This is a genomic window from Microbacterium karelineae (assembly GCF_009745985.1).
In the GTDB taxonomy this organism is placed as follows: domain Bacteria; phylum Actinomycetota; class Actinomycetes; order Actinomycetales; family Microbacteriaceae; genus Microbacterium; species Microbacterium karelineae.
On record NZ_WFIX01000175.1, the window covers coordinates 34,287 to 55,872 of the forward strand.

The window sequence follows — 21,586 nt, forward strand, 5'->3', positions numbered from 1 at the left end:
TCCGCTGTGAGCGACCAGAATGCGCCGAATCCGTGGCCGCAGGGCCACGCCGCACCCGAGCCGACTCCCGCCGTCGGGCCGCAGACGCGGTTCGTCGAGCAGGCGACGCACGAGCAGCCCGCGGACGGCGACATCGCGAACGGCCAGCGCGGCCTGGGCCCGTTCACGCTGCGCGAATGGATGGTGATCGCGGCCGGTGTCGCGCTCACGGTGCTGTCGTTCTTCTCGCTCTTCTCGGGTGACGTGGGGCGCGGCTATGCGCCCGTGTGGTCGCTCGGCATCGCGTGGATCGGCGCCGTCGGGCTGCCGCTCGCGGCCGTCGTCCTCCTCGTCCTGCGCCGGTTCCTGCCGCGCTTCCGCAATGTGGGCGGTCTGAGCATCGACCAGGTCGCGTCGGTCGCCTTCGCCGTCGCCGCCTTCGTGTGGCTCGACATCGGCATCATCCTGTCGCAGATCTCGACCGCGATCAGCGGCCTCATCTCGCAGTTCGCGGGTGGGCTCCCGTTCGACTTCGGCGGGATGTTCGGGGTCAGCGCGATCGTGTGGGTCGCGTTCGCCGTCGCGCTCATCGGGGTGTTCTTCACCGTCTTCGCCCGCTTCGTCCCGCCGTTCGCCGACGACTTCGCGGATCGCGAGGAGGTGCCGGCGCACGCGACGGCACGCCCCGTGCGTCCGCTCGTGAAGGCGTCGCGCCCGCGGCCGGCGCCGGTCGATGCGCCCGCCGCGGCGCCCGGGGCCGCCGGCGTGCCGCCGTACGCGCAGCAGCAGCCGGTCCCCGGCGCCGGCGGCGCGCACACCGCGCCGCAGCAGGCCGGCGACCCGCACGTGTGGCCGCAGGCCCCCGCCGCGCACGGCGCGCCGGGGCCGCAGATCCACGATTCGTTCGGACACCAGGCCGCGGCATCGCCGCAGGCGCACGATCCGTTCGGCCAGCAGGGGCGCGACCCGTTCGCCGCGCCCGAGGCGCGCCCGGCAGAGCAGCCCGCGGACGCCACCAGCGTCATCCCGGTCGCGCAGGACCCGGCGGCCGCGGGTGCACCCGCCGTCGCGGGGGACGCCGCTGCGCCGGCCGGCGGATCGATCGGGGCCGCCGACGCGGCGCCGCCCGCGGTCGAGCCGTCGCAGAAGGTGCCGGCCGTCGTGCCCGACGCGCAGGACGCCGGCGTCGCCGCGCCCGAGGCGCGGGACACCGGTGACGCTGCGCAGCGCGCTGACGAGGTCGCGCCCGAGACGACCCCCGTCGCGAACGTCGCGCCGGCCGCCGCGAGCGCGGATCCCGCCGCTGCGGCCTCGCCCGACGCGGCCGCGCCGGTCGCGCAGGCCGCGCCGGTGGAGCAGGAGGCGCAGGCCTCGGCGCCGCAGGCCGCCGCCCCGCAGTCGCAGGCCGCGCCCGCCGCGCAGCCCTTCTGGGCGCTCGTGCCGGTCGAGCGGGATGTGCACGACTTCGACGGGCGCCCGATCTTCCGCATCGGGCCGACCGCGTGGGCGCTCGTGCTGGAGGATCGCGACGCGTACTTCGTCGTGCGACACGACGACGGCCGCATCGGCTACCTGCACGACACGAGCGGCGTCACGCGCGGCTGAGCGCCGCCCGACGCGATCGCCCGGATCCACCTCCCAGCGAAGGACCCCACATGCGCACGATCGACCTGCGCGGCCGGAGCCTGACTCCCGCCGAGCTCCTCGCCGCCGTCCCGCGCGCGAGCGAGGCCCTCGCCGCCGCCCGTGAGGCGGCCGCCGCGATCGTCGCGGCGGTGCGCGACGAGGGCGAGTCGGCCCTGCGCGCGCAGGCCGCGCGCTTCGACGGCGTCGAGGGGCATGCGATCCGGGTGCCGCGGTCGCACATCGATGAGGCACTCGCCGGGCTCGAGGCCGATGTGCGCGCCGCGCTCGACGAGTCGATCGCGCGCGTGCGCGAGGGATCCGCGGCGCAGGTCCCCGCGCCCCGCACCACCGACATCGCGCCGGGCGCCAGGGTGTCGCAGCGCTGGCAGCCCGTCACCCGCGCGGGCGTGTACGTGCCCGGCGGGAAGGCGGTGTACCCGTCGAGCGTCATCATGAACGTCGTGCCGGCGCAGGTCGCGGGCGTCGGCAGCATCGCCGTCGCTTCGCCTCCGCAGTCGGCACACGGCGGGAGGGTGCACCCGACGATCCTCGCGGTCGCCGGGCTGCTCGGTGTCGACGAGGTGTACGCGATCGGGGGAGCGGGCGCGATCGGCGCCCTCGCCCACGGCGTCGCGGGAGTCGACCTCGCGCCCGTCGACGTCGTCACGGGGCCCGGGAACAACTTCGTCGCCGCGGCCAAGCGCATCGTCTCGTCGTTCGTCGGCACGGACGCCGAGGCGGGCGCGACCGAGATCCTCGTCGCCGCCGACGACACGGCCGACGCGGCCCTCATCGCATACGACCTCGTCAGCCAGGCCGAGCACGACGAGCAGGCCGCCGCGGTGCTCGTCACGACCTCGGCCGATCTGGCCCGGGGCGTGCAGGATCGCCTCGACCGGATCGCGCCCGCGACCCGCCACGCCGAGCGGATCGCGGCGGCCCTCGCCGGCCCTCAGTCGGCGATCGTGCTCGTCGACGACGCGGACACGATGGAGCGCTTCAGCAACGCGTACGGGCCGGAGCACCTCGAGCTGCACCTCGCAGACGCGCGCGAGGCCGCCGATCGCTACACGAACGCGGGCGCCCTGTTCGTGGGATCCGCCACCCCCGTCAGCCTCGGCGACTACATGGCGGGCAGCAACCACGTGCTGCCGACCGACGGGCAGTCGCGTTACGCGTCGGGGCTCGGGGCCTACACGTTCCTGCGCCCGCAGCAGGTGATCGAATACGACCGCGACGCGCTCGGGGTCGTCGCCGACCGCATCGTCGCCCTGGCGGACGCCGAGGCGCTGCCGGCGCACGGCGAGGCCGTCCGCGCGCGCTTCGCGTGACGCGGGCGCGGATCGCGGCGCGGTAGGCTGACGAGGCTATGCACTGCCCGTTCTGTCGCCACCCCGATTCGCGCGTCATCGATTCGCGCACGACCGACGACGGGCTCGCCATCCGCCGGCGCCGCCAGTGCCCCGAATGCGGGGGCAGGTTCTCGACCGTCGAGACGGCGAGCCTCAATGTCGTGAAGCGGTCGGGCGCCGTCGAGCCCTTCTCGCGCGACAAGGTGATCATCGGCGCCCGCAAGGCATGCCAGGGGCGGCCCGTCACAGACGGCGACCTCGCGATCCTCGCCCAGAAGGTCGAGGAGGCGCTCCGGCAGACGGGCCAGAGCACGTTCGAGGCGAACGACATCGGCCTCGCGATCCTCGAGCCGCTGCGCGACCTCGACGAGATCGCGTACCTGCGGTTCGCGAGCGTGTATCGAGCATTCGAGTCCCTCGAGGACTTCGAGGACGCGATCGCCGAGCTGCGCGCCGACCACCACCCGACCGAGGAATGAGCCGATGCTGTACGACCTGATCTTCCGCCTCGGCTTCCGCCGCATGGATCCCGAGTTCGCGCATCACCTCGGCATGACCGCCGTGCGGATCCTGGGTTCGCGCCCCCTCGCGCCGATCGTCCGGCGGTGCACGCGGCCCGAGCCGTCCCTGGCCGTCGAGGCGCTGGGGCGCACGTTCCCCACGCCGTTCGGCGTCGCCGCCGGCTTCGACAAGAACGCGGTCGGCGTGCGCGGCCTCGACGCGCTCGGCTTCGGGCACGTCGAGATCGGCACCGTCACGGCGATCCCGCAGCCCGGGAACGACCGGCCGCGGCTGTTCCGGCTCGTCGCCGATCGCGCCCTCGCCAACCGCATGGGCTTCAACAACGCCGGCGCCGCGGCCGCGGCGCGACGCCTGGCGCGCCTGCGCCGCGGGGGAGCGGTCGTCGGGGCGAACATCGGCAAGAGCCGGGTGGTCGACGTCGAGAACGCGACGGCCGACTACGTCCGCAGCGCCCGTCTCCTCGCGCCGCTCGCCGACTACCTCGCGGTGAACGTGTCATCCCCGAACACCCCCGGACTGCGCGGTCTGCAGGCGGTCGAGACGCTGCGCCCGCTCCTCGAGGCGGTGCGCGACGCCGCGGGCGCGACGCCCCTGCTCGTGAAGATCGCCCCCGACCTCCCCGACGACGAGGTGCGCGGCCTCGCCCGCCTCGCCGCAGATCTGCGCCTCGATGGGCTCATCGCGACGAACACGACCATCTCGCGGGATGGTCTCGTCACGGACGCGCGCGCGGTCGAGGCGATCGGCGCGGGCGGCCTCTCGGGCCCGCCCGTGCGCGAGAGGTCGCTCGAGGTGCTGCGGCTCGTGCGTGACGAGGTCGCGGATCCGTCGTTCTGTGTGATCTCCGTCGGCGGCGTCGACACGGCGCGCGATGTGCGCGAGCGGCTCGACGCGGGCGCGACGCTCGTGCAGGGTTACACGGGGTTCATCTACCGCGGCCCGCTCTGGGCGCACCAGATCAACCGCGGTCTCGCCGCCGACTGAGGCCGCGCGGACCCGCCGTCGCGGTCAGACGCGGGGGTACTCGCCGCGCTTCGCCTGCGGCTTCGGCATGCGCATGAAGCGCATCTGGATCGAGCGCATCGCCGCGTACCAGCCGAGGCCCTTCTCTCGGCGGTCCTCGCCGAACTTCTCCGCGGCGAGCTTCTTCACGCGGTTCGACAGGAGGATCATGTCGCCGATGACGAACAGGATGAACGCCCACAGCGCGACGAACGACCAGAACTGCGTGAACGAGGTCGGGATGAAGGTCAGGACGATGACGACGACCATCATCGGCATGAGGAACTCGCCCAGGTGCCAGCCCGCGTCGGTCCAGTCGCGCACGAAGCGGCGCTGCGGCCCCTTGTCGCGCGCGGGCATGTAGCGCTCCTCGCCGTTGGCCATGCCGACGCGAGCGCGCTCCTGGCGCTCGCGCATCTCGGCGCGCGCCGCACGCTTCGCGTCCTTCGTCGTCGCGACGAGGGGGCGCACGCGCTTCGCCTCCTGCTCGGCGCGCGTCGGCGTCGGACGACCCTTGCCCTCGTTCCGCGGCGCGGCCGCGTCGTCGTCGGCAGGGGATGCGTTCTTGGCCATCGGATACCTCGGGTCTCAGAGCAGGGGATCCCCATAAGATTACCCGCATGACTTCCTCGGCACCTGACGGAACCGTTCCCGACGACGACCAGGCGCTCCTCGAGGCCGTGGCGGGGGGATTCCCCGCCGCCGTCGACGACCTCGGGCGGCTCGTGCGGATTCCCGGCATCGCGTGGCCGGCGTTCGATCAGACGGCCCTCGAGCGCAGCGCCGAGGCGATCGCGGCCCTCGCGCGTGAGACCGGCCTGTTCGACGCGGTCGACATCGAGCGCGCACCCGTCGCCGACGGCGACGGCGCCGAACTCGGCCAGCCCGCCGTGCTCGCGGTGCGCCGGGCCCGGAACGGGCGCCCGACGATCATGCTGTACGCCCACCACGACGTGCAGCCGCCCGGTGACGAGGCGCTGTGGGAGACGCCGCCGTTCGAGCCGACTGTGCGCGACGGACGCATCTATGCGCGCGGGGCGGCCGATGACAAGGCCGGTGTCATGACGCACATCGCGTCGCTGCGCGCCCTCGCCGAGACGATCGGATCCGACGATCTCGACCTCGGCATCGTGCTGTTCGTCGAGGGCGAGGAGGAGTACGGCTCGCGCTCGTTCGCCCCGTTCCTCGAGGCGCACGCCGAGGCCATGCGCGCCGATGTCATCGTGATCGCCGACTCCGGCAACCTCGACTCCGAGACCCCGGCGGTGACGGTGTCGCTGCGCGGCAACGCGAAGTTCCACCTCACGGTGCGCACGCTCGACCACGCCTCGCACTCCGGCATGTTCGGCGGCGCCGTGCCCGACGCGATGATGGCCGCGGTGCGGCTGCTGTCGACGCTGTGGGACGAGAGCGGATCCGTCGCCGTCGAGGGCCTCGCCGTCCGCGACGCGGACACGCCCCCTTACGACGAGGGCCAGCTGCGCGCCGAGACGGGCCTGCTCGACGGCGTGCGCCCCGCGGGGGACGGGTCGATCCTCGGACGCATCTGGAACAAGCCGACCGTCACGGTGACGGGGATCGACTTCACCTCGGTCGAGGCCGCGAGCAACACGCTCTCTCCGGAGGTCACGCTCGTCCTCAGCTGCCGGGTCGCGCCGGGGCAGTCGTCGGCAGATGCGTATGCGGCGCTCGAGCACCACCTGCGCGCGCACGCGCCCTTCGGTGCGCAGCTGGAGTTCAGCGAGATCGATCTCGGCGACAGCGTGCTCGTGGACACCGATGGGTGGGCGATCGGCGAGGCGCGGCGCGCGCTCGCCGACGGCTACGGCCGTGAGGCGGTCGACTACGGCATCGGCGGATCCATTCCATTCATCTCGGATCTGGTGGACCGCTTCCCCCAGGCGCAGATCCTCGTGACGGGCGTCGAGGATCCGCACTCGCGCGCGCACAGCCCGAATGAGTCGCTGCACATCGACACGTTCCGCCACGCGATCCGCTCCGAGGCGCTGCTGCTCGCGCGGCTCGGCCGGCGCGAGATGCCGTGACCTGCGCCCGGCGCGGAGAACGGCCGATAGAATCGAGCCATGCCGCCGCGAGCGGCGACACCCGGAGAGGAGAACTGTCATGACTGACACCACGATGGCGGCGCCCGCCACGGATCGTGCGCACGGCGTCGGCCTCACCGACGCCGCCGCGGCCAAGGTGAAGAGCCTGCTCGAGCAGGAGGGACGCGACGACCTGCGTCTGCGCGTCGCCGTGCAGCCCGGAGGCTGCTCGGGCCTCATCTACCAGCTGTACTTCGACGAGCGCTACCTGGAAGGCGACGAGACGGTCGACTTCGGAGGCGTCGAGGTGATCGTCGACAACATGTCCGTCCCCTACCTGGACGGCGCGTCGATCGATTTCAAGGACACGATCTCGGAGCAGGGGTTCACGATCGACAATCCCAACGCGGGCGGCAGCTGCGCCTGCGGCGACAGCTTCCACTGATCAGCCCTGCAAAACGCCCCGTGTGCCCCGGCACGCGGGGCGTTTCGCGCGCCCCGCCGGTTTCGACGACGTGTCGAACTCGCTGGGAAGGTGGCATGAACAGCGTGGGCGGTTGCCATAGGATGGTTCTCAGCCACATCCATGTTCGAAAGGTGAATTCGTGCCGTCGAGACGCCGAATCCGCTGGGCCGCGGTCCCCGTGATCGCCGCGGCCGCTGCAGCACTCGCGGGGTGCACTCCCACTGAGCTTCACGGTTACCTGCCGGGCTTCGACAGCTCGGGGCAGGCGACGACGAACCAGACCGAGGGCATCGCCTCGCTGTGGGTCGGCTCGTGGATCGTGCTCCTCGTCGTCGGCGTGATCACCTGGGGCCTCATGCTCTGGGCGATGATCGTATACCGCCGGCGCAAGGGCCAGACCGGCCTCCCCGTGCAGCTGCGGTACAACATGCCGATCGAGATCTTCTTCACCTCGGTGCCGATGATCCTCGTCATCGGGATGTTCGCCTTCACCGTGCGCGAGCAGACCGCCATCGAGCGGCCCTGGGCGGAAGACGAGGTCGAGGTCTCGATCACCGCGATCGCCAAGCAGTGGTCGTGGGACTTCCAGTACGACGAGGCCGCCCCCGGCGGCGAGACCGTCTACACGATGGGCGTGCAGGCGCAGCCCGACGAGGACGGGAACATCGACCAGGAGGCGCTTCCGACGCTCGTCCTCCCCGTCGACAAGAAGGTCACGATCGACCTCCAGTCGCGCGATGTCATCCACTCGTTCTGGATCATCGACTTCCTGTACAAGAAGGACATGTACATCGGCCACGACAACTCGTGGTCGTTCATCCCGACCCGCGAGGGCACGTACGCCGGCAAGTGCGCCGAGCTGTGCGGCGAGTACCACTCGATGATGCTCTTCAACGTCGAGGTCGTCAGCGAGTCCGAGTACGAGCAGTACGTCGCCGAGCTCGAGACCGCCGGCAACACGGGTGACGTCAACGACGCATACGACCGTCTGCAGAACAACCCCGGCACCGACGGGACGCGTTCCGAGACCGAGGAAGGACACTGAGCATGGCCACCCAGGTCGCTCCCGCTCCGCTTCCTCCGCGGCAGGCCGCTCTTCTGAGCAGCTCGCGCACGGGTGAGAAGGGCAACATCATCGTCAAGTGGATCACCTCCACTGACCACAAGACCATCGGGTACATGTACCTGATCGCGTCCGTCATCTTCTTCCTCCTCGGCGGCGTCATGGCGCTCGTCATCCGCGCGGAGCTCTTCGCGCCCGGCATGCAGATCGTGCCGACGAAGGAGCAGTACAACCAGCTGTTCACGATGCACGGCACCGTGATGCTGCTGATGTTCGCGACGCCGCTGTTCGCGGGCTTCGCGAACGCGATCCTCCCGCTGCAGATCGGCGCCCCCGACGTCGCCTTCCCGCGCCTGAACGCGTTCGCCCTCTGGCTGTTCATCTTCGGATCGCTCATCGCCGTCGCGGGCTTCCTCACGCCCCAGGGCGCCGCCTCGTTCGGCTGGTTCGCATACCAGCCACTCGCGAACGCGTCGTTCTCGCCGGGTGTCGGAGGTCACCTCTGGATGGTCGGCCTCGGCCTGTCCGGCTTCGGCACCATCTTCGGCGCCGTGAACTTCATCACGACGATCATCACGATGCGCGCGCCCGGCATGACGATGTGGCGCCTGCCGATCTTCTCGTGGAACACGCTCATCACGAGCCTGCTGATCATCATCGCGTTCCCCGTGCTGGCGGCCGCCATGCTCGCCGCGGCGAGCGACCGCATCTTCGGCTCGCACGTGTACGACCCGCAGAACGGCGGCGTGCTCCTGTGGCAGCACCTGTTCTGGTTCTTCGGCCACCCCGAGGTGTACATCATCGCGCTGCCGTTCTTCGGCATCGTGTCCGAGATCTTCCCGGCCTTCAGCCGCAAGCCGATCTTCGGATACAAGACCCTCGTGTACGCGACGATCGCGATCGCGGCCCTCTCGGTCTCGGTGTGGGCGCACCACATGTACGTCACGGGCGCCGTCCTGCTGCCGTTCTTCGCGCTCATGACGATGCTCATCGCGGTGCCGACGGGCGTGAAGATCTTCAACTGGATCGGCACGATGTGGCGCGGCTCGATCACGTTCGAGACGCCCATGCTGTTCTCGCTCGGCTTCCTCGTGTCGTTCGTGTTCGGCGGCCTGACGGGCGTGATCCTGTCGGCGCCCCCGCTCGACTTCCACCTGAGCGACTCGTACTTCGTCGTCGCCCACTTCCACTACGTGGTCTTCGGAACCGTCGTGTTCGCGATGTTCGCCGGCTTCTACTTCTGGTGGCCGAAGTGGACGGGGAAGATGCTCAACGAGCGCCTCGGCTACGTGCACTTCTGGCTGCTGTTCATCGGCTTCCACATGACCTTCCTCGTGCAGCACTGGCTGGGCGTCGACGGCATGGTCCGCCGCTACGCCGACTGGTCGGCGGATGACGGATGGGCCTGGGAGAACCAGCTGTCCACCATCGGCTCGATCGTGCTCGCGTCGTCGATGATCCCGTTCTTCCTCAATGTGTGGATCACGGCGCGCAAGGCGCCCAAGGTCACTGTCAACGACCCGTGGGGCTACGGCGGCTCGCTCGAATGGGCCACCAGCTGCCCGCCGCCGCGCCACAACTTCACGTCGATCCCGCGCATCCGCTCGGAGCGCCCGGCGTTCGACCTCAACCACCCCGAGGCGGCGGACGACTACGATCCGGCCCGCACCACGGAGCCCCCGCTCCAGGGAGGAACTACGTCATGAAGTCGCAGGTCGGACTCTGGTGGCTGCTCGCGGGCTTCTTCTTCGCGTGCTTCGCGACCTACGTCGTGTGGAGCCTCATCGAGAAGGGCGAGGTGGAGTGGATCGGCACCGTCGGGCTCCTCTTCTCGACCTTCATGGCCGCGATGATCGCCTTCTTCGTGCAGCGCATCCACAGGAGCCAGCACGGGGTCGAGCTCCCTGAGGATCGCCTCGACGTCGACATCGACGACGGCGAGTCCGAGCAGGGCGAGTTCAGCCCGTGGTCGTGGTGGCCCCTCGTGCTCGCCGCGGCGCCCGCGCTGGGCATGATCTCGCTCGCGACGGCTCACTTCCTCATCCCGGTCGCGGCGGGCCTGCTCATCGTCGGACTCGTGGGTTGGGTGTACGAGTACTACCGCGGCAACTTCGCCCGCTGAGTCTCGCTCGTTCGAACGACCCCCGACCGTCTCGGTCGGGGGTCGTTCTCGTTAGCATCGATGGGGTGCGCATATCCGCGGTGCTGTGGCGGTCGACCCATCCGGGGCCGACGCTCGTGGTCACGGCGATCGCGCTCGGGCTGGGGCTGTCGGCCGGTCTGGGCCCGGTGCGGCTCGCGGTCCTCGTGGCGGCGGTGTTCGCGGGCCAGGTCTCGATCGGCCTGTCGAATGACGCAATCGACGCTCCGCGGGATCGGCTCGCAGGACGACCCGACAAGCCCCTCGCGCCGCCGGGCGCACCTCTGCGCGCGGCGTGGACGGCCGCCGGCCTCTCCGCGGTCGTCGCCGTCGTGCTCTCGGCGGCGCTCGGCTGGCAGCTCGCGGCCGCGCACATCGCGTTCGTCGGGGCGGGGTGGGCGTACAACGCGGGCGTGAAGTCCACCGCCTGGTCGGCGCTGTGCTTCGCCGTCGGGTTCGGCATCCTTCCGTCGCTCGCGCCCCTCGCGCTCGCGGACCCGCGGCCGGCACCCACCTGGGCGTGGATCGCGGGGGCGTGCCTCGGCCTCGCGGTGCACTTCTCGAACGTGCTGCCCGATCTCGACGACGACGCCCGCACAGGAGTGCGGGGGCTCCCGCATCGGTTCGGGCGGCGCTGGTCGGCGGTCTCCGCGTTCGCGGCGCTCGTCGCGGGCGCGGCGGTGGTCGCCACCGGCCCGCCCGCGGGTGATCCGGGCGTCGCGGCGCTGCGGGGGCTGGGGTTCCTCACCGTGGCGGGCATCGCCGCGTGGGGCCTCGTCGCATCGACCCGCGGCGCTCCCAGCAGACGGGGCTTCCGCCTCGTCATGATCGCGTCGCTGGTTCTCGTGCTCCAGCTCGTCCTCACGGGAGAGATCTGAACGCCGCGTCGCGATCGAGTCCCATCGCATACGCTCGTGTCGCGATCGACGCCAGCGGGCCCGCGAGCGCCGCCCCGACCGCGTGGGCGAGGATCCGGTGGGATCGGGCCGGACGCGGGCGACCGAGCGCCGTGTTGAGCCCGGCGAGCCGGGCCGCGGTCCGCGCCGATGCCGTCCTCGCCCGCTCCCACCGGTCGAGTCCCGCCTCCTGGGCGTCGCCGGGGCGCTCGGCCAGGATCGGCGCGAGGGTCGCGGCGTCCAGCAGGCCGAGGTTCATCCCCTGACCGCCGATGGGGCTCACCTCATGGGCGGCGTCGCCGATCACGAAGACGCGCCCCACGCGCATGCGCGGAGCGAGGGCGCGGTGGATGCCGAACGCGGACGCCCGCTCGATCCCGTGGCGCGGCGGAGCGGCGCCTCCTGCCCGTTCCTCGACGGCGCGCCGCAGCCGCTCCGCATCGTCGGCCGCCCCGTTTCCGTCCGCGGCCGACGTTCCATCGGGCGCGAGCGCCCTGTCCCAGGCCACGATCCGGCGGCCGCCGTGGGGGAGCGGAAACGACTCGAGCACACCGCCGCGATCCAGCGCGACGACCGCCGCGTCCTCGGGCGCGGCGAAGTCGGTGACATCGGCCATCAGGTACCGGTCGCGATACCGATGGGGCCGCGCGGTGGCGGACGCCGGTAGGAGCCAGCGACCGCTCGCGCCGGCCGCGACGACGACGAATCGGGCGCTCGTCTCCGTCTCGGACCCGCCCGCCAGGGAACGGATCATGACGAGGCGGCCGCGATCCTCGACGGCGGTGGCGCGCACGCCCCGCATCGGCGCCGGTGCGCCCGCCGCGATCGCCGCCTCGGTGGAGGCCTGGGGAAGCGTCGCGATGAACGGGAACCGGAGCGGCAGGCGATCGAACCTCACCTCTCCGAGGACGCGATCACCCGAGCGGGCGATCCCGCGCCTGATCCGGACGGCCTCCGCGAGGATCCGCTCCGTCGCCCCCGACGCCTCGAGGGCGCCGAGGGTCGGCGGGTGCACGCCGATGGCGCGGCTGCCCGGCCCGGCGACCGGCCGGCGCTCGAGGAGGGCGACATCGAGGCCGCGGCGATGGAGCTCCGACGCCATGAGCAGACCGGCGGGGCCCGCACCGATGACGACGACATCGTGCTCGGGGGAGTGCATCAGGCCCCCGCCGGGGCGGGGCGGTGCACCGCGAGCAGGCGGAAGGCGGCGGGCCTCTCGACGGTCCAGCCCGGGCGCAGCGCGGCGGCGAGCTCGGGGCGGGTGTAGCTGCGGCGGATGCTGCGGAGTCCGTCGGTGCGGAGGAACGAGCCGGGCGCGAGAGGGGTGACGCCGATCGCATATGCCGTGTACGCGATCCGGCCGCGCGCGATGTCCGAGTGCAGGCACAGGCGCTCGGCGAGGGCCTCCGAGTCCGCGAGCACGCCGTCGAGTCCGTCGGCGTCGAGATGGTGCAGCAGATGGTTCGAGACGACGATGTCGAAGCGTGCACCCTCGGCGACGAGGTCGCGGCTGACGGCGCGCCGATAGGAGACCCCGTGCATCCGCTCCGTGCTCATGGCCACAGCCAGCGCGCGGGGGTCGGGATCGATCCCCGTCGCGTCGACGGCGAAGCCGTCGACGCGCGCGAGCCGCGTGATGCGGCGCAGGACGTCGCCGGATCCGCAGCCGATGTCGAGCACGCGCGCGGGGCGTCCCAGCGTGGCGAGCACGGGGCGCAGGCGCGCGCGATAGGCGCGGTCCCATCCGGAGACGACGCGGTTCACGATCGCGAAGCGCGCGAGCGTGCGGCGGAGCCGGACAGGGTCGCATGCCTCGTCATCCATCAGCTCCGCCAGGTGGGCGTCGCGTTCGGAGAGGCTCACGGCATGCCTCGGCGGAGCGTGAAGTGCGCCGTCTCGACGGTCAGGCCCGGTCCGAAGCAGAGACCTGCGACGCGAGCCGCGTCGGGGAGCGCATCGTCATCGAGGATGCGCCGGAGGATGAAGAGCACCGTGGCGCTCGACATGTTGCCGAACTCGCGGAGGACGGCCCGTGAGTCCGTCATGGCGGCGTCAGGAAGGCCGAGCCCCGACTGCACGCGATCGAGGACGCTCCTCCCACCGGGGTGCACGGCCCACGCGTCCACGGCCCCTGCCTCGCCGTCCCCATCGAGCGACACACCGACGACCTCGCGGATCTCGCGGCCGACGATGCGCGGCACCTCGGCCGTGAGGATCATGTCGAAGCCCCGGTCGCCGACGCTCCAGTCCATCGCGCTCTCGCCCTCGCTCGTGATCGCGGTCGAGAAGGTTCCCACCTCGAGCGCGGGAGCCGGCGTGCGCGCCGGCGCGGAGGAGACGACGGCCGCGGCGGCGCCGTCGGCGAAGACGGCCGACGCGACGATCTGCTCCGGGTCGTCCGACGAGCGGACGTGGAGTGAGCAGAGCTCCGCGCAGGCGACGAGCACCACGGATCCCGGCTGCGCGTCGCTGATCCGGGTCGCGGCGCGCAGCGCCGGGAACGCCGCGGCGCACCCCATGAATCCGAGGTGGTACCGCTCGGCGGACGCGGGGATGCCGAGATCCTTGACGAGCCGGAAGTCGGGGCCTGGAGCGAAGAGGCCCGTGCACGAGGCCGTGACCACGTGCGTGACCTCGGACGCCGCGAATCCTGACCGCACAAGCGCATCGGCCGCGGCCGCGGCGAAGAGCGGCGGCGCCTCGCGGCGGTAGACGGCATTGCGCTCGCCCGTCGTGGGGGAGCGCAGCTGACCCGAGTCGTCGACGAACGCGCCGATGCCGCCCCCGAGCTCCTCGATGACCGTGTGCCGATGGTCGATCGCCGATCGATCGAACACGCCGCGGATGATCCGCGTCGCTCGGCGGTCGATGCCCGTCTGCCGGGCGAAGAGGTCCCGGAGGCCCGGCTGAGCGAGCCGCATCGGCGGGACGGCCGTGCCGATGGACAGGAGGGAAGTGACCATACCCCTCAACCTAACCGCGCGGCTCGGTCGAGGGGCCGCGGGCCGCTATCGGGCGTGACCGGTGTGCCCCGGGACGGCCGGTGTGTCGACCCAGCGCCCGCTCGCCGCCGATTCCTCGGCCGCGGCGAGCACCTGCGCCGACGCGAGCGCGTCGTGAACGTTCGAGTTCTCGGCGGCGGCTCCCGTGGCGGCGAGGAGGAACTTCTTCGCCTCGATGACCTTCAGGTCGTCGTAGCCCATGGGCGTGCCCGAACCTGGCTGGAAGCGCGCGTACTCGGGGAACGCGTCATCGGCGACGAGCCGCGTGTAGCCGACGCCCTCGCCGGGGCGCCGAATGGCGAGCCGGAGCTCGCCCATGCGCTCGAAGTCCCAGCGCAGCGAGCCCCGCGTGCCGAAGACCTCGATCGCGTACTCGGCCTTCGGCCCGACGGCGATCCACGAGGCGTCGAGTGTGCCGAGGGCGCCCGCGGCGACGGCGGAGTCGTCGAAGCGGATGAGCATGTTCGCGTAGTCGTCGTTCTCGACCGGCAGGAGGCGCCCCTCATCGGGCGTGCCGGGGAGGCCGGGGCGTTCGGTGATGAACGTCCCCGTCGTCGCGGTCACGGATCCGATCGGGCCCGTCAGGAAGTGCACGAGGTCGACGAGGTGGCCCATGAGGTCGCCCAGCACGCCGCTGCCGGCCTGATCGCGCACGAAGCGCCAGGCGCGCGGGGTCTGCGGGTCGGCGTGGAAGCCGCCGAAGATGCGCCCGCGGATGTTCGTGATGGATCCGAGGGCGCCGTCCGCGATGAGCTGGCGCGCCCGCGCGATCGCGGGAGGGTGCCGATAGTTGAAGCCGATGCTCGTGGCGACCCCCGTGGCGATCGCCGCGTCGCGCACCGCGGCAGTGTCGGCCGCGGACCGGCCGACCGGCTTCTCGATCCAGAACGGCTTGCCGGCCCGAGCCGCGGCGACGCCCATCTCCGCGTGCAGGAAGTTGGGCGCGCAGATCGAGACCACGTCCACCTCGGGATCGGCCAGCACGGCTCGATAGTCGCTCGACACCCGCTCGTAGCCGAGCACGTCGCTGGCGGCAACGCGCCCGGCCTCCGCCGCATCGGCGGCGTGCACGAGCCGCGGGCGCAGGCCCAGCTCGGGGTAGACGAGCGGGATCATCCGATACGCGCGGCTGTGCAGGCGGCCCATCCAGCCGGCGCTGATGAGGCCGACGCCGATCGAGCGGGTGGGGGAGAGGGGCATGGGGCCTCCTGCGACGCTGCATGGATTGGACCGGTCCAATCTATGTGACGGCGATCCCCGTGTCAATCGCGGACGACGAGACGGGCCCGGATCCATCAAGGATCCGGGCCCGTCTCGGTGCGCGATGCGTCAGCGCTTGTCGTCGGGGTCGGCGACGTGCTCGTCGATCTCCCCGTGCTCGCCGTGCTCCGGCGAACCGTACTCGGCGAGCGCGTGCTTCTGGTGCTCGAGCGACGCCTGGTACTCGGCGTTCGTCACCGGCTGCAGGCGGTCCTCGAAGAACCAGCGCGAGATCGACCCGCGCAGCTTCTCGGAGGCGCGGATGCGGCCGTTCTCGTCGGGGCGGACGATGAGGGGCTCGTAGGTCTCGTCGGCGACGAGCTTCCAGCGCTCGTACTCGTCGACGGGCTTGTGGACCTCCTTGTACTCGCCTCCCGGCAGTCGGACGATGCGGCCCGACTCGTAGCCGTGCAGGACGATCTCACGGTCCTTCTTCTGCAGCGCGATGCAGATGCGCTTCGTGATGAAGTACACCGCGACGGTGCCGAGGATCAGCATCGCCTGCAGGCCGTGGATCACGCCCTCCATCGTGAGACGGAAGTGCGTCGCGATGAGGTCGGACGACGCGGCCGCCCACAGGACGGCGTAGAACCATACGCCGGCGGCGCCGATCGCCGTGCGCGTCGCCGCGGTGCGCGGGCGCTGGGCGATGTGGTGCTCGCGCTTGTCGCCCGTGACCCACGCTTCGATGAAGGGATAGATCGCGACGAGGAGGATGAACACCACGAGCACGATGAGCGGCAGCAGGATGCCGAAGGGGTACACCTTGCCGAGGATCTCGATGTCGAGGTGCGGCGGCGCGAGGCGCAGGGCGCCGTCGGCGAAGCCGATGTACCAGTCGGGCTGGGTTCCGGCCGACACGGGGGAGGGGTCGTACGGCCCGTAGCCCCAGATCGGGTTGATCTGCACGAGCGATGCGATCAGCACGAGCGCGCCGAAGACGATGAAGAAGAACCCGCCCATCTTCGACATGTACACGGGCATCATCGGGTAGCCCACGACGTTGTCGTTCGTGCGGCCGGGTCCGGCGAACTGCGTGTGCTTGTTCACGATCATCAGCAGCAGGTGGACCGCGATGAGCGCGATCACGATGAGCGGCAGGATCAGGATGTGCAGCGCGTACAGGCGGCCCACGATGTCGGTGCCGGGGAACTCGCCGCCGAAGAGCAGGTACGAGGTCCACGGGCCGATCACGGGAAGGGCCTTGACCATGCCGTCGATGATGCGCAGGCCGTTTCCGGAGAGCACGTCGTCGGGGAGCGAGTAGCCCGTGAAGCCCTCGGCCATCGCGAGGACGAACAGCAGGAAGCCGACGACCCAGTTCAGCTCGCGGGGCTTGCGGAAGGCACCCGTGAAGAACACGCGCAGCATGTGCACGCCGATGCCCGCGACGAATGTGAGCGCAGCCCAGTGGTGCAGCTGGCGCACGAGGAGGCCGCCGCGCAGGTCGAAGCTGATGTTCAGCGTCGACTCCATCGCGACCGACATCGGGATGCCGCGCATCGGGGCGTAGGCGCCCGTGTAGTGCGTCTCGACCATCGAGGCCTGGAAGAAGAACGTCAGGAACGTGCCCGAGATGAGCACGACGACGAACGACCACAGCGCGATCTCGCCGAGCATGAACGACCAGTGGTCGGGGAAGACCTTGCGGCCGAGCGCCTTGACGAGCCCGGACAGGCTCGTGCGCTCATCGAGGTAGTTCGCGGTCGCGCCGACGAATCGTCCGCCGAGCGGTGCCTTCTTATCTTCTGCTGCGGTGACGGTGCTCAATGGATCTCCCAGAAGCTCGGTCCGACGGGCTCCGTGAAGTCGCTCTTGGCGATCAGGTAGCCCTCGTCGTCGACGGTGATCGGCAGCTGCGGCAGCGGACGGGACGCGGGGCCGAAGACCACCTTGGCCTCGTCGGAGACGTCGAACTGCGACTGGTGACAGGGGCACAGGAGGTGGTGCGTGTGCTGCTCGTAGAGCGCCACGGGACATCCGACATGCGTGCAGACCTTCGAGTACGCGACGATGCCGTCGTACGACCAGTCCTTGCGCTCCTCACGCTCGGTGATCTGCTCGGGTCGCATGCGCACCATGAGCACCATCGCCTTGGCCTTCTCGTTGAGGAAGCCATCGTCGTGGGAGACGTCGAGCAGCGTCTCGGGGATCACGTGGAACGCGGATCCGAGGGTCACGTCGCTCGCCTTGATTCGGGTGCCGGAGGGGTCGCGCGTGAGGTGCACGCCCTCGTCCCATGTCGTCTGCTTCAGCAGGGCGACAGGATCCTTGCCGTCGTTGGGCGCGAGGCCGCGGAACAGCGTGATTCCGGGGAGGATCGAGGCGGCGAGCGCGGCGAAGAGGGAGTTGCGGATCATCTTGCGACGCCCGAAGCCCGACTCTTCGTTCGCCGTCTCGAACTCCTTCACGACGTGGGCGCGCGTCTCCTCGGAGCCGCGGGTCGCGTGGCGCTCCTCGACGTACTCCTTGTCGCTCATGATCGACTTCGACCAGTGGATCGCGCCGACGCCGATCGCGAGCAGCGCGAAGGCGATTCCGAGGCCGATGTACATGTTGTTGTTGCGGATCGAGGTGAACTCCATGTCCTCGATCGGGAACAGCATGTACGCGGCGACGGCCCAGATGCTGGCCGCCACCGACAGGTAGAACAGCGTGTAGACCGTGCGCTCCGCGGCCTTGTCGGCCTTCGGGTCCTTGTCGGTGATGCGCTCGCGGTGCGGGGGGAGCCCCGGGTTCTGCACCGCGTCATCGATCGAGACGGCGAGGCCCGAGGAAGGCGTGTTCGCCTTCTCGGTGACCTGCGAATCGTCGTGTGCCATCGTGCTCCTTGTCACGTCCTCTTCGTTCGACATGCTCAGTTCGACTTCGCCGTGATCCAGACGGCGACTCCGATGAGGCCGCCGATGCCGAAGATCCAGATGAAGAGGCCCTCGGACACCGGTCCGAGCGCGCCGAGCGTGAAGCCGCCGGGCGCCTGCGCCTCCTGCTGGTAGAGGAGCGCCGACACGATGTCGCGCTTGTCCTCTTCGCTGAGGTTCATGTTGTTGAACACGGGCATGTTCTGCGGGCCCGTGACCATCGCCGCGTAGATGTTCAGCGCGGACGTGTCGTGGATGTCCGGCGCGAACTTGCCCTGCGTGAGGGCGCCGCCGGCGGCCGCGACGTTGTGGCACATCGCGCAGTTGATGCGGAACAGCTCGGCGCCGCGCGAGACGTCGCCCTCGCCGTCCAGAACGCGCTCGGACGGGTAGTCGGGGCCGGGCGCGACGGTCTGCACGTACTGGGCCATCGACTCGATCTGCACGTCCGTGAACTGGGCGGGCTTCTGGTCGGCCTGCGGGCCCTGCATCTGCATCGGCATGCGGCCGGTCGACACCTGGAACTCGACGGCGAGCGCGCCGACGCCGTTCAGCGACGGGCCCGTCTCGGTGCCCTGGAGGTTGAGGCCGTGGCAGGTGGCGCAGTTCGCCTGGAACAGCTTCTCGCCGTCCTCGACGCTGGCGGTGACCGTGGTCGACGCCGAGTCGTCGGTCGCCGCGACGGCGGCCGATGCACCCGCGTAGAGGCCGCCGGTCATCAGCAGGCCGACGGCGATGAGCGCGGCCGCGGCGAAGGGGCTGCGGCGACCGCGCGAGCGGCGCTGGGTCTTCTCTCGTGCCATGAGTGTGGTGTTGCTCCGCTCTTTACTGCAGGAAGTAGATGACGAGGAACAGGGCGATCCAGACCACGTCGACGAAGTGCCAGTAGTACGACACGACGACCGCGGTCGTGGCCTCCTTGTGCGTGAACCGCTTGACGGCGAACGCGCGGCCCAGCGTGAGGAGGAAGGCGATGAGGCCACCCGTGACGTGCAGCGCGTGGAAGCCCGTCGTGAGGTAGAAGGCCGAGCCGTACGAGTCGCTGGAGAGCGTGACGCCCTCGGTGATGAGCTGTGCGTACTCCCAGACCTGACCGGAGACGAAGATCGCGCCGAGCGCGAAGGTCAGCCAGAACCAGGGGATCATGCCCCACGACTTCCAGCCCTGCCCCTTGATCGTGTGAGGCTGCATGCGCTCTGCCGCCCACACGCCGAACTGGCACGTGACGGAGGAGAGCACCAGGATCACGGTGTTGATGAAGGCGAACGGCACGTTCAGGAGCGAGGTCTGCTCCTCCCACAGCCCCGGCGAGGTGCTGCGGAGAGTGAAGTAGATGGCGAAGAGGCCCGCGAAGAACATGACCTCGGAGCCGAGCCACACGATCGTGCCGACGCTGACAGGATCAGGGCGCTTCACCGTTCTGGGCGCAGGGGCATACGTAGCTGGGGTCGTCACCCGTCCATTATTGCCGATGCCGGGGGGTGATCTTTGCATCTCGCGCGAAGGAAGGTGCGCCTAACCCGCTCCGAGATCCCCCTGAATGCCCCCAGGTGCGCATGGGAAAGTGCCGGTCACGCGCGGAGAACGCCGGTGACGACAGGTGTCGCGACGGGTTCGGGACGAATTTCTACGCCGTGTCGAGGACGCGCGGATCCCCTAACATCGCCCCTATGACGCACCCCACGTGGCCCGAGCTCCTGACCGCTGCCGTCTCCGGGACGGACCTGACTGTGTCGCAGGCCGAGTGGGCGATGCGCCAGGTGATGCAGGGCGAGGCGACGGGGGCGCAGCTCGGGGGCCTCCTGATGGCCCTCCGCGCGAAGGGCGAGTCGGTCGAGGAGGTGATCGGCTTCCGCGACGCGATCCTCGACGCCGCCGTCCCGCTGCCGGTCGACCCACGCGTGCTCGACATCGTCGGCACGGGCGGTGACGGCTACGGCACCGTCAACATCTCGTCGACCGCATCGATCATCGTCGCGGCGACGGGGATCCCTGTCGTCAAGCACGGCAATCGCGCCGTCAGCTCGAAGACGGGGGCGTCGGACGTGCTCGGCGAGCTCGGCATCGATCTGCGGCTCCCGGCGGAGGCCGTCGCGCGCGTGCTCGACGAGGCCGGGATCACCTTCGCCTGGGCGGCCGCGTTCCACCCGGGCTTCAAGCACGCGGCGCCCGTTCGCGCCGAGCTCGGCGTCCCCACCGTGTTCAACTTCCTCGGGCCGCTCGTGAATCCGGCTCGCGCCGAGGCGAACGCCGTGGGCGTGTCCTCGCTCGCGACGGTCCCGATCATCACGGGCGTCTTCCGCACCCGCGGTGCCACGGCGCTCGTGTTCCGCGGCGAGGACGGCCTCGACGAGCTCACCACGACGGGCTACAGCCGCATCTGGCAGATCACCAACGGCGACATGCACGAGTTCGACATCCATCCGCGCGACGTGGGCCTCGCGACGGCGACGATCGACGACCTCCTCGGGGGCACGCCGGTCGAGAACGCCGACACACTCCGGCGCACGCTCGCCGGCGAGCAGGGCCCCGTGCGCGACATCGTCCTCCTCAACGCCGCGGCAGGCATCGTCGCCTATCGGCTCTCGGAGGATCCGACGCAGGCCGATCGCAACATGATCCAGCGCCTGACGGAGGCACTCGGCGAGGCCGCCGCCGCCGTCGACGACGGCCGGGCGACCGCGAAGCTCGACGCATGGGTCGCCGCCTCGACGCTGGCCGGATCCGCCTGACGGCCAGGGTCGGCACGTAGGATCGACGAGAAGACCACAACAGGGGGAAATCTCATGGAATGGCTCGTACCCGTCCTGATCGTCGTCGCGGTCATCGTGATCGCCGGCATCTATCTCTGGGCGACATACAACTCGCTCGTGGCGCTTGGCACGCGCGTCGACGAGGCCTGGAGTGGGATCGACGTGCAGCTGAGGCGCCGCGCGGACCTCATCCCGAACCTCATCGAGACGGTCAAGGGCTATGCGGCGCACGAGAAGGCGGTCTTCGAGAACGTCACGCGCGCTCGCGCGGAGACGCTCGGAGCGGAGGGACCCGCGCAGGCCGGCGTCGCCGAGAACCACATGCAGCAGGCGCTCAAGAGCATCTTCGCCGTCGCGGAGGCGTACCCGGCGCTGCAGGCGAGCCATAACTACCTGCAGCTGCAGAACGAGCTCGTCGACACCGAAGACAAGATCCAGGCGTCGCGGCGCTTCTACAACGGCGGCGTGCGCGAGCTGAACATCAAGATCAAGCAGTTCCCGAACAACCTCTTCTCGCGCGGCCTCGGCTTCACCGAGCGCGAGTTCTTCGAGGTCGAGGATGCGGCCTCCGTGCGGCAGCCGCCGCGCGTGCAGTTCTGACGCGCCGCGCGCAGCAGCA

Annotated in this window: 20 protein-coding genes and 1 pseudogene; 12 read left to right on the plus strand and 9 right to left on the minus strand. The window is 70.7% G+C overall.

All coding sequences use genetic code 11. The annotated features are described in order from the left end of the window. The first annotated feature begins 6 nt into the window (after positions 1-6). Genes GB932_RS19350 through GB932_RS03365 form a run of 4 tightly spaced genes read left to right on the plus strand, consistent with a single transcriptional unit; the run spans position 7 to position 4,463 of the window. Positions 7-1,584: a hypothetical protein gene (locus GB932_RS19350; protein ID WP_231915980.1), complete on the plus strand. Its 1,578-nt coding sequence runs from the start codon at positions 7-9 to the stop codon at positions 1,582-1,584. Between the two features lie 50 nt (positions 1,585-1,634). Then, a complete protein-coding gene (gene hisD, locus GB932_RS03355; RefSeq protein WP_156759298.1) occupies positions 1,635-2,936 on the plus strand; it encodes a histidinol dehydrogenase in 1,302 nt (433 codons plus the stop codon). A 38-nt stretch (positions 2,937-2,974) separates the two neighbouring features. Continuing rightward, positions 2,975-3,436, plus strand: coding sequence for a transcriptional regulator NrdR (gene nrdR, locus GB932_RS03360; RefSeq protein WP_156759299.1), 462 nt, complete (start codon positions 2,975-2,977; stop codon positions 3,434-3,436). A gap of 7 nt (positions 3,437-3,443) precedes the next feature. Further along, entirely contained in the window at positions 3,444-4,463 is a 1,020-nt protein-coding gene (locus GB932_RS03365; RefSeq protein WP_156759774.1) for a quinone-dependent dihydroorotate dehydrogenase, read from the plus strand. 24 nt (positions 4,464-4,487) lie between these two features. Here the strand turns inward: GB932_RS03365 and GB932_RS03370 are convergent, their stop codons facing one another. After that, on the minus strand, positions 4,488-5,054 hold the full coding sequence (locus tag GB932_RS03370; protein ID WP_156759300.1) for a DUF3043 domain-containing protein: 567 nt from the start codon (positions 5,052-5,054) through the stop codon (positions 4,488-4,490). Between the two features lie 47 nt (positions 5,055-5,101). Here GB932_RS03370 and GB932_RS03375 point away from each other — a divergent pair, with 47 nt between their 5' ends. From GB932_RS03375 to GB932_RS03400, 6 genes are all read left to right on the plus strand, one after another. Next, complete coding sequence (locus tag GB932_RS03375; RefSeq protein ID WP_156759301.1) at positions 5,102-6,526, plus strand: dipeptidase; 1,425 nt, start codon at positions 5,102-5,104, stop codon at positions 6,524-6,526. 79 nt (positions 6,527-6,605) lie between these two features. Beyond that, positions 6,606-6,971 carry an iron-sulfur cluster insertion protein ErpA gene (gene erpA / locus GB932_RS03380; protein ID WP_156759302.1) on the plus strand — a complete coding sequence of 122 codons (366 nt, stop codon included), beginning with the start codon at positions 6,606-6,608 and terminating at the stop codon, positions 6,969-6,971. A 160-nt stretch (positions 6,972-7,131) separates the two neighbouring features. Continuing rightward, a complete protein-coding gene (ctaC, locus tag GB932_RS03385) occupies positions 7,132-8,037 on the plus strand; it encodes an aa3-type cytochrome oxidase subunit II (RefSeq protein WP_156759303.1) in 906 nt (301 codons plus the stop codon). A 2-nt stretch (positions 8,038-8,039) separates the two neighbouring features. Then, positions 8,040-9,761, plus strand: coding sequence for an aa3-type cytochrome oxidase subunit I (gene ctaD, locus GB932_RS03390; protein WP_156759304.1), 1,722 nt, complete (start codon positions 8,040-8,042; stop codon positions 9,759-9,761). Beyond that, positions 9,758-10,177, plus strand: a complete 420-nt coding sequence (locus GB932_RS03395) for a cytochrome c oxidase subunit 4 (RefSeq protein ID WP_156759305.1) — start codon at positions 9,758-9,760, stop codon at positions 10,175-10,177. The genes ctaD and GB932_RS03395 overlap by 4 nt, the downstream gene beginning before the upstream one ends. Before the next feature lie 65 nt (positions 10,178-10,242). Then, a complete protein-coding gene (locus tag GB932_RS03400) occupies positions 10,243-11,073 on the plus strand; it encodes a UbiA family prenyltransferase (RefSeq protein WP_156759306.1) in 831 nt (276 codons plus the stop codon). Here the strand turns inward: GB932_RS03400 and GB932_RS03405 are convergent. The 8 genes and pseudogenes from GB932_RS03405 to ctaE form a co-directional block, all read right to left on the minus strand. Next, positions 11,057-12,250 (minus strand): FAD-dependent oxidoreductase, encoded by a 1,194-nt coding sequence (locus tag GB932_RS03405; protein WP_156759307.1) that lies wholly within the window; start codon positions 12,248-12,250, stop codon positions 11,057-11,059. The genes GB932_RS03400 and GB932_RS03405 overlap by 17 nt on opposite strands. Then, on the minus strand, positions 12,250-12,954 hold the full coding sequence (locus GB932_RS03410; protein WP_156759308.1) for a methyltransferase domain-containing protein: 705 nt from the start codon (positions 12,952-12,954) through the stop codon (positions 12,250-12,252). Before GB932_RS03410 ends, GB932_RS03405 begins: the two co-directional genes overlap by 1 nt. After that, a pseudogene (locus GB932_RS03415) lies at positions 12,951-14,066 on the minus strand (type III polyketide synthase); the annotation flags it as partial. The pseudogene GB932_RS03415 and the gene GB932_RS03410, both read right to left, overlap by 4 nt. A gap of 33 nt (positions 14,067-14,099) precedes the next feature. Further along, entirely contained in the window at positions 14,100-15,293 is a 1,194-nt protein-coding gene (locus GB932_RS03420) for a Gfo/Idh/MocA family protein (RefSeq protein ID WP_156759310.1), read from the minus strand. A gap of 129 nt (positions 15,294-15,422) precedes the next feature. Then, entirely contained in the window at positions 15,423-17,123 is a 1,701-nt protein-coding gene (gene qcrB, locus GB932_RS03425) for a cytochrome bc1 complex cytochrome b subunit (protein ID WP_156759311.1), read from the minus strand. After that, positions 17,120-18,175, minus strand: a complete 1,056-nt coding sequence (qcrA, locus tag GB932_RS03430; protein ID WP_156759312.1) for a cytochrome bc1 complex Rieske iron-sulfur subunit — start codon at positions 18,173-18,175, stop codon at positions 17,120-17,122. Before qcrA ends, qcrB begins: the two co-directional genes overlap by 4 nt. 35 nt (positions 18,176-18,210) lie before the next feature. Further along, entirely contained in the window at positions 18,211-19,017 is an 807-nt protein-coding gene (gene qcrC, locus GB932_RS03435; RefSeq protein WP_156759313.1) for a cytochrome bc1 complex diheme cytochrome c subunit, read from the minus strand. Positions 19,018-19,039: 22 nt separating this feature from the next. Then, on the minus strand, positions 19,040-19,708 hold the full coding sequence (gene ctaE / locus GB932_RS03440; protein WP_156759314.1) for an aa3-type cytochrome oxidase subunit III: 669 nt from the start codon (positions 19,706-19,708) through the stop codon (positions 19,040-19,042). A 176-nt stretch (positions 19,709-19,884) separates the two neighbouring features. Here ctaE and trpD point away from each other — a divergent pair, with 176 nt between their 5' ends. Beyond that, a complete protein-coding gene (gene trpD, locus GB932_RS03445) occupies positions 19,885-20,946 on the plus strand; it encodes an anthranilate phosphoribosyltransferase (RefSeq protein WP_156759315.1) in 1,062 nt (353 codons plus the stop codon). A 54-nt stretch (positions 20,947-21,000) separates the two neighbouring features. Then, positions 21,001-21,567, plus strand: coding sequence for a LemA family protein (locus GB932_RS03450; protein ID WP_156759316.1), 567 nt, complete (start codon positions 21,001-21,003; stop codon positions 21,565-21,567). Positions 21,568-21,586 lie beyond the last annotated feature (19 nt).

Excerpts from the sequence above, each read along its gene's own strand:
- GB932_RS03370 (WP_156759300.1), bottom strand. The coding sequence starts at position 5,054 with ATGGCCAAGAACGCATCCCCTGCCGACGACGACGCGGCCGCGCCGCGG.
- GB932_RS03420 (WP_156759310.1), bottom strand. The coding sequence starts at position 15,293 with ATGCCCCTCTCCCCCACCCGCTCGATCGGCGTCGGCCTCATCAGCGCC.
- hisD (WP_156759298.1), top strand. The coding sequence starts at position 1,635 with ATGCGCACGATCGACCTGCGCGGCCGGAGCCTGACTCCCGCCGAGCTC.
- GB932_RS03405 (WP_156759307.1), bottom strand. The coding sequence starts at position 12,250 with ATGCACTCCCCCGAGCACGATGTCGTCGTCATCGGTGCGGGCCCCGCC.
- qcrA (WP_156759312.1), bottom strand. The coding sequence starts at position 18,175 with ATGGCACACGACGATTCGCAGGTCACCGAGAAGGCGAACACGCCTTCC.
- GB932_RS03450 (WP_156759316.1), top strand. The coding sequence starts at position 21,001 with ATGGAATGGCTCGTACCCGTCCTGATCGTCGTCGCGGTCATCGTGATC.
- nrdR (WP_156759299.1), top strand. The coding sequence starts at position 2,975 with ATGCACTGCCCGTTCTGTCGCCACCCCGATTCGCGCGTCATCGATTCG.
- erpA (WP_156759302.1), top strand. The coding sequence starts at position 6,606 with ATGACTGACACCACGATGGCGGCGCCCGCCACGGATCGTGCGCACGGC.
- qcrC (WP_156759313.1), bottom strand. The coding sequence starts at position 19,017 with ATGGCACGAGAGAAGACCCAGCGCCGCTCGCGCGGTCGCCGCAGCCCC.
- ctaE (WP_156759314.1), bottom strand. The coding sequence starts at position 19,708 with ATGCAAAGATCACCCCCCGGCATCGGCAATAATGGACGGGTGACGACC.
- GB932_RS03375 (WP_156759301.1), top strand. The coding sequence starts at position 5,102 with ATGACTTCCTCGGCACCTGACGGAACCGTTCCCGACGACGACCAGGCG.
- GB932_RS03395 (WP_156759305.1), top strand. The coding sequence starts at position 9,758 with ATGAAGTCGCAGGTCGGACTCTGGTGGCTGCTCGCGGGCTTCTTCTTC.
- trpD (WP_156759315.1), top strand. The coding sequence starts at position 19,885 with ATGACGCACCCCACGTGGCCCGAGCTCCTGACCGCTGCCGTCTCCGGG.
- ctaD (WP_156759304.1), top strand. The coding sequence starts at position 8,040 with ATGGCCACCCAGGTCGCTCCCGCTCCGCTTCCTCCGCGGCAGGCCGCT.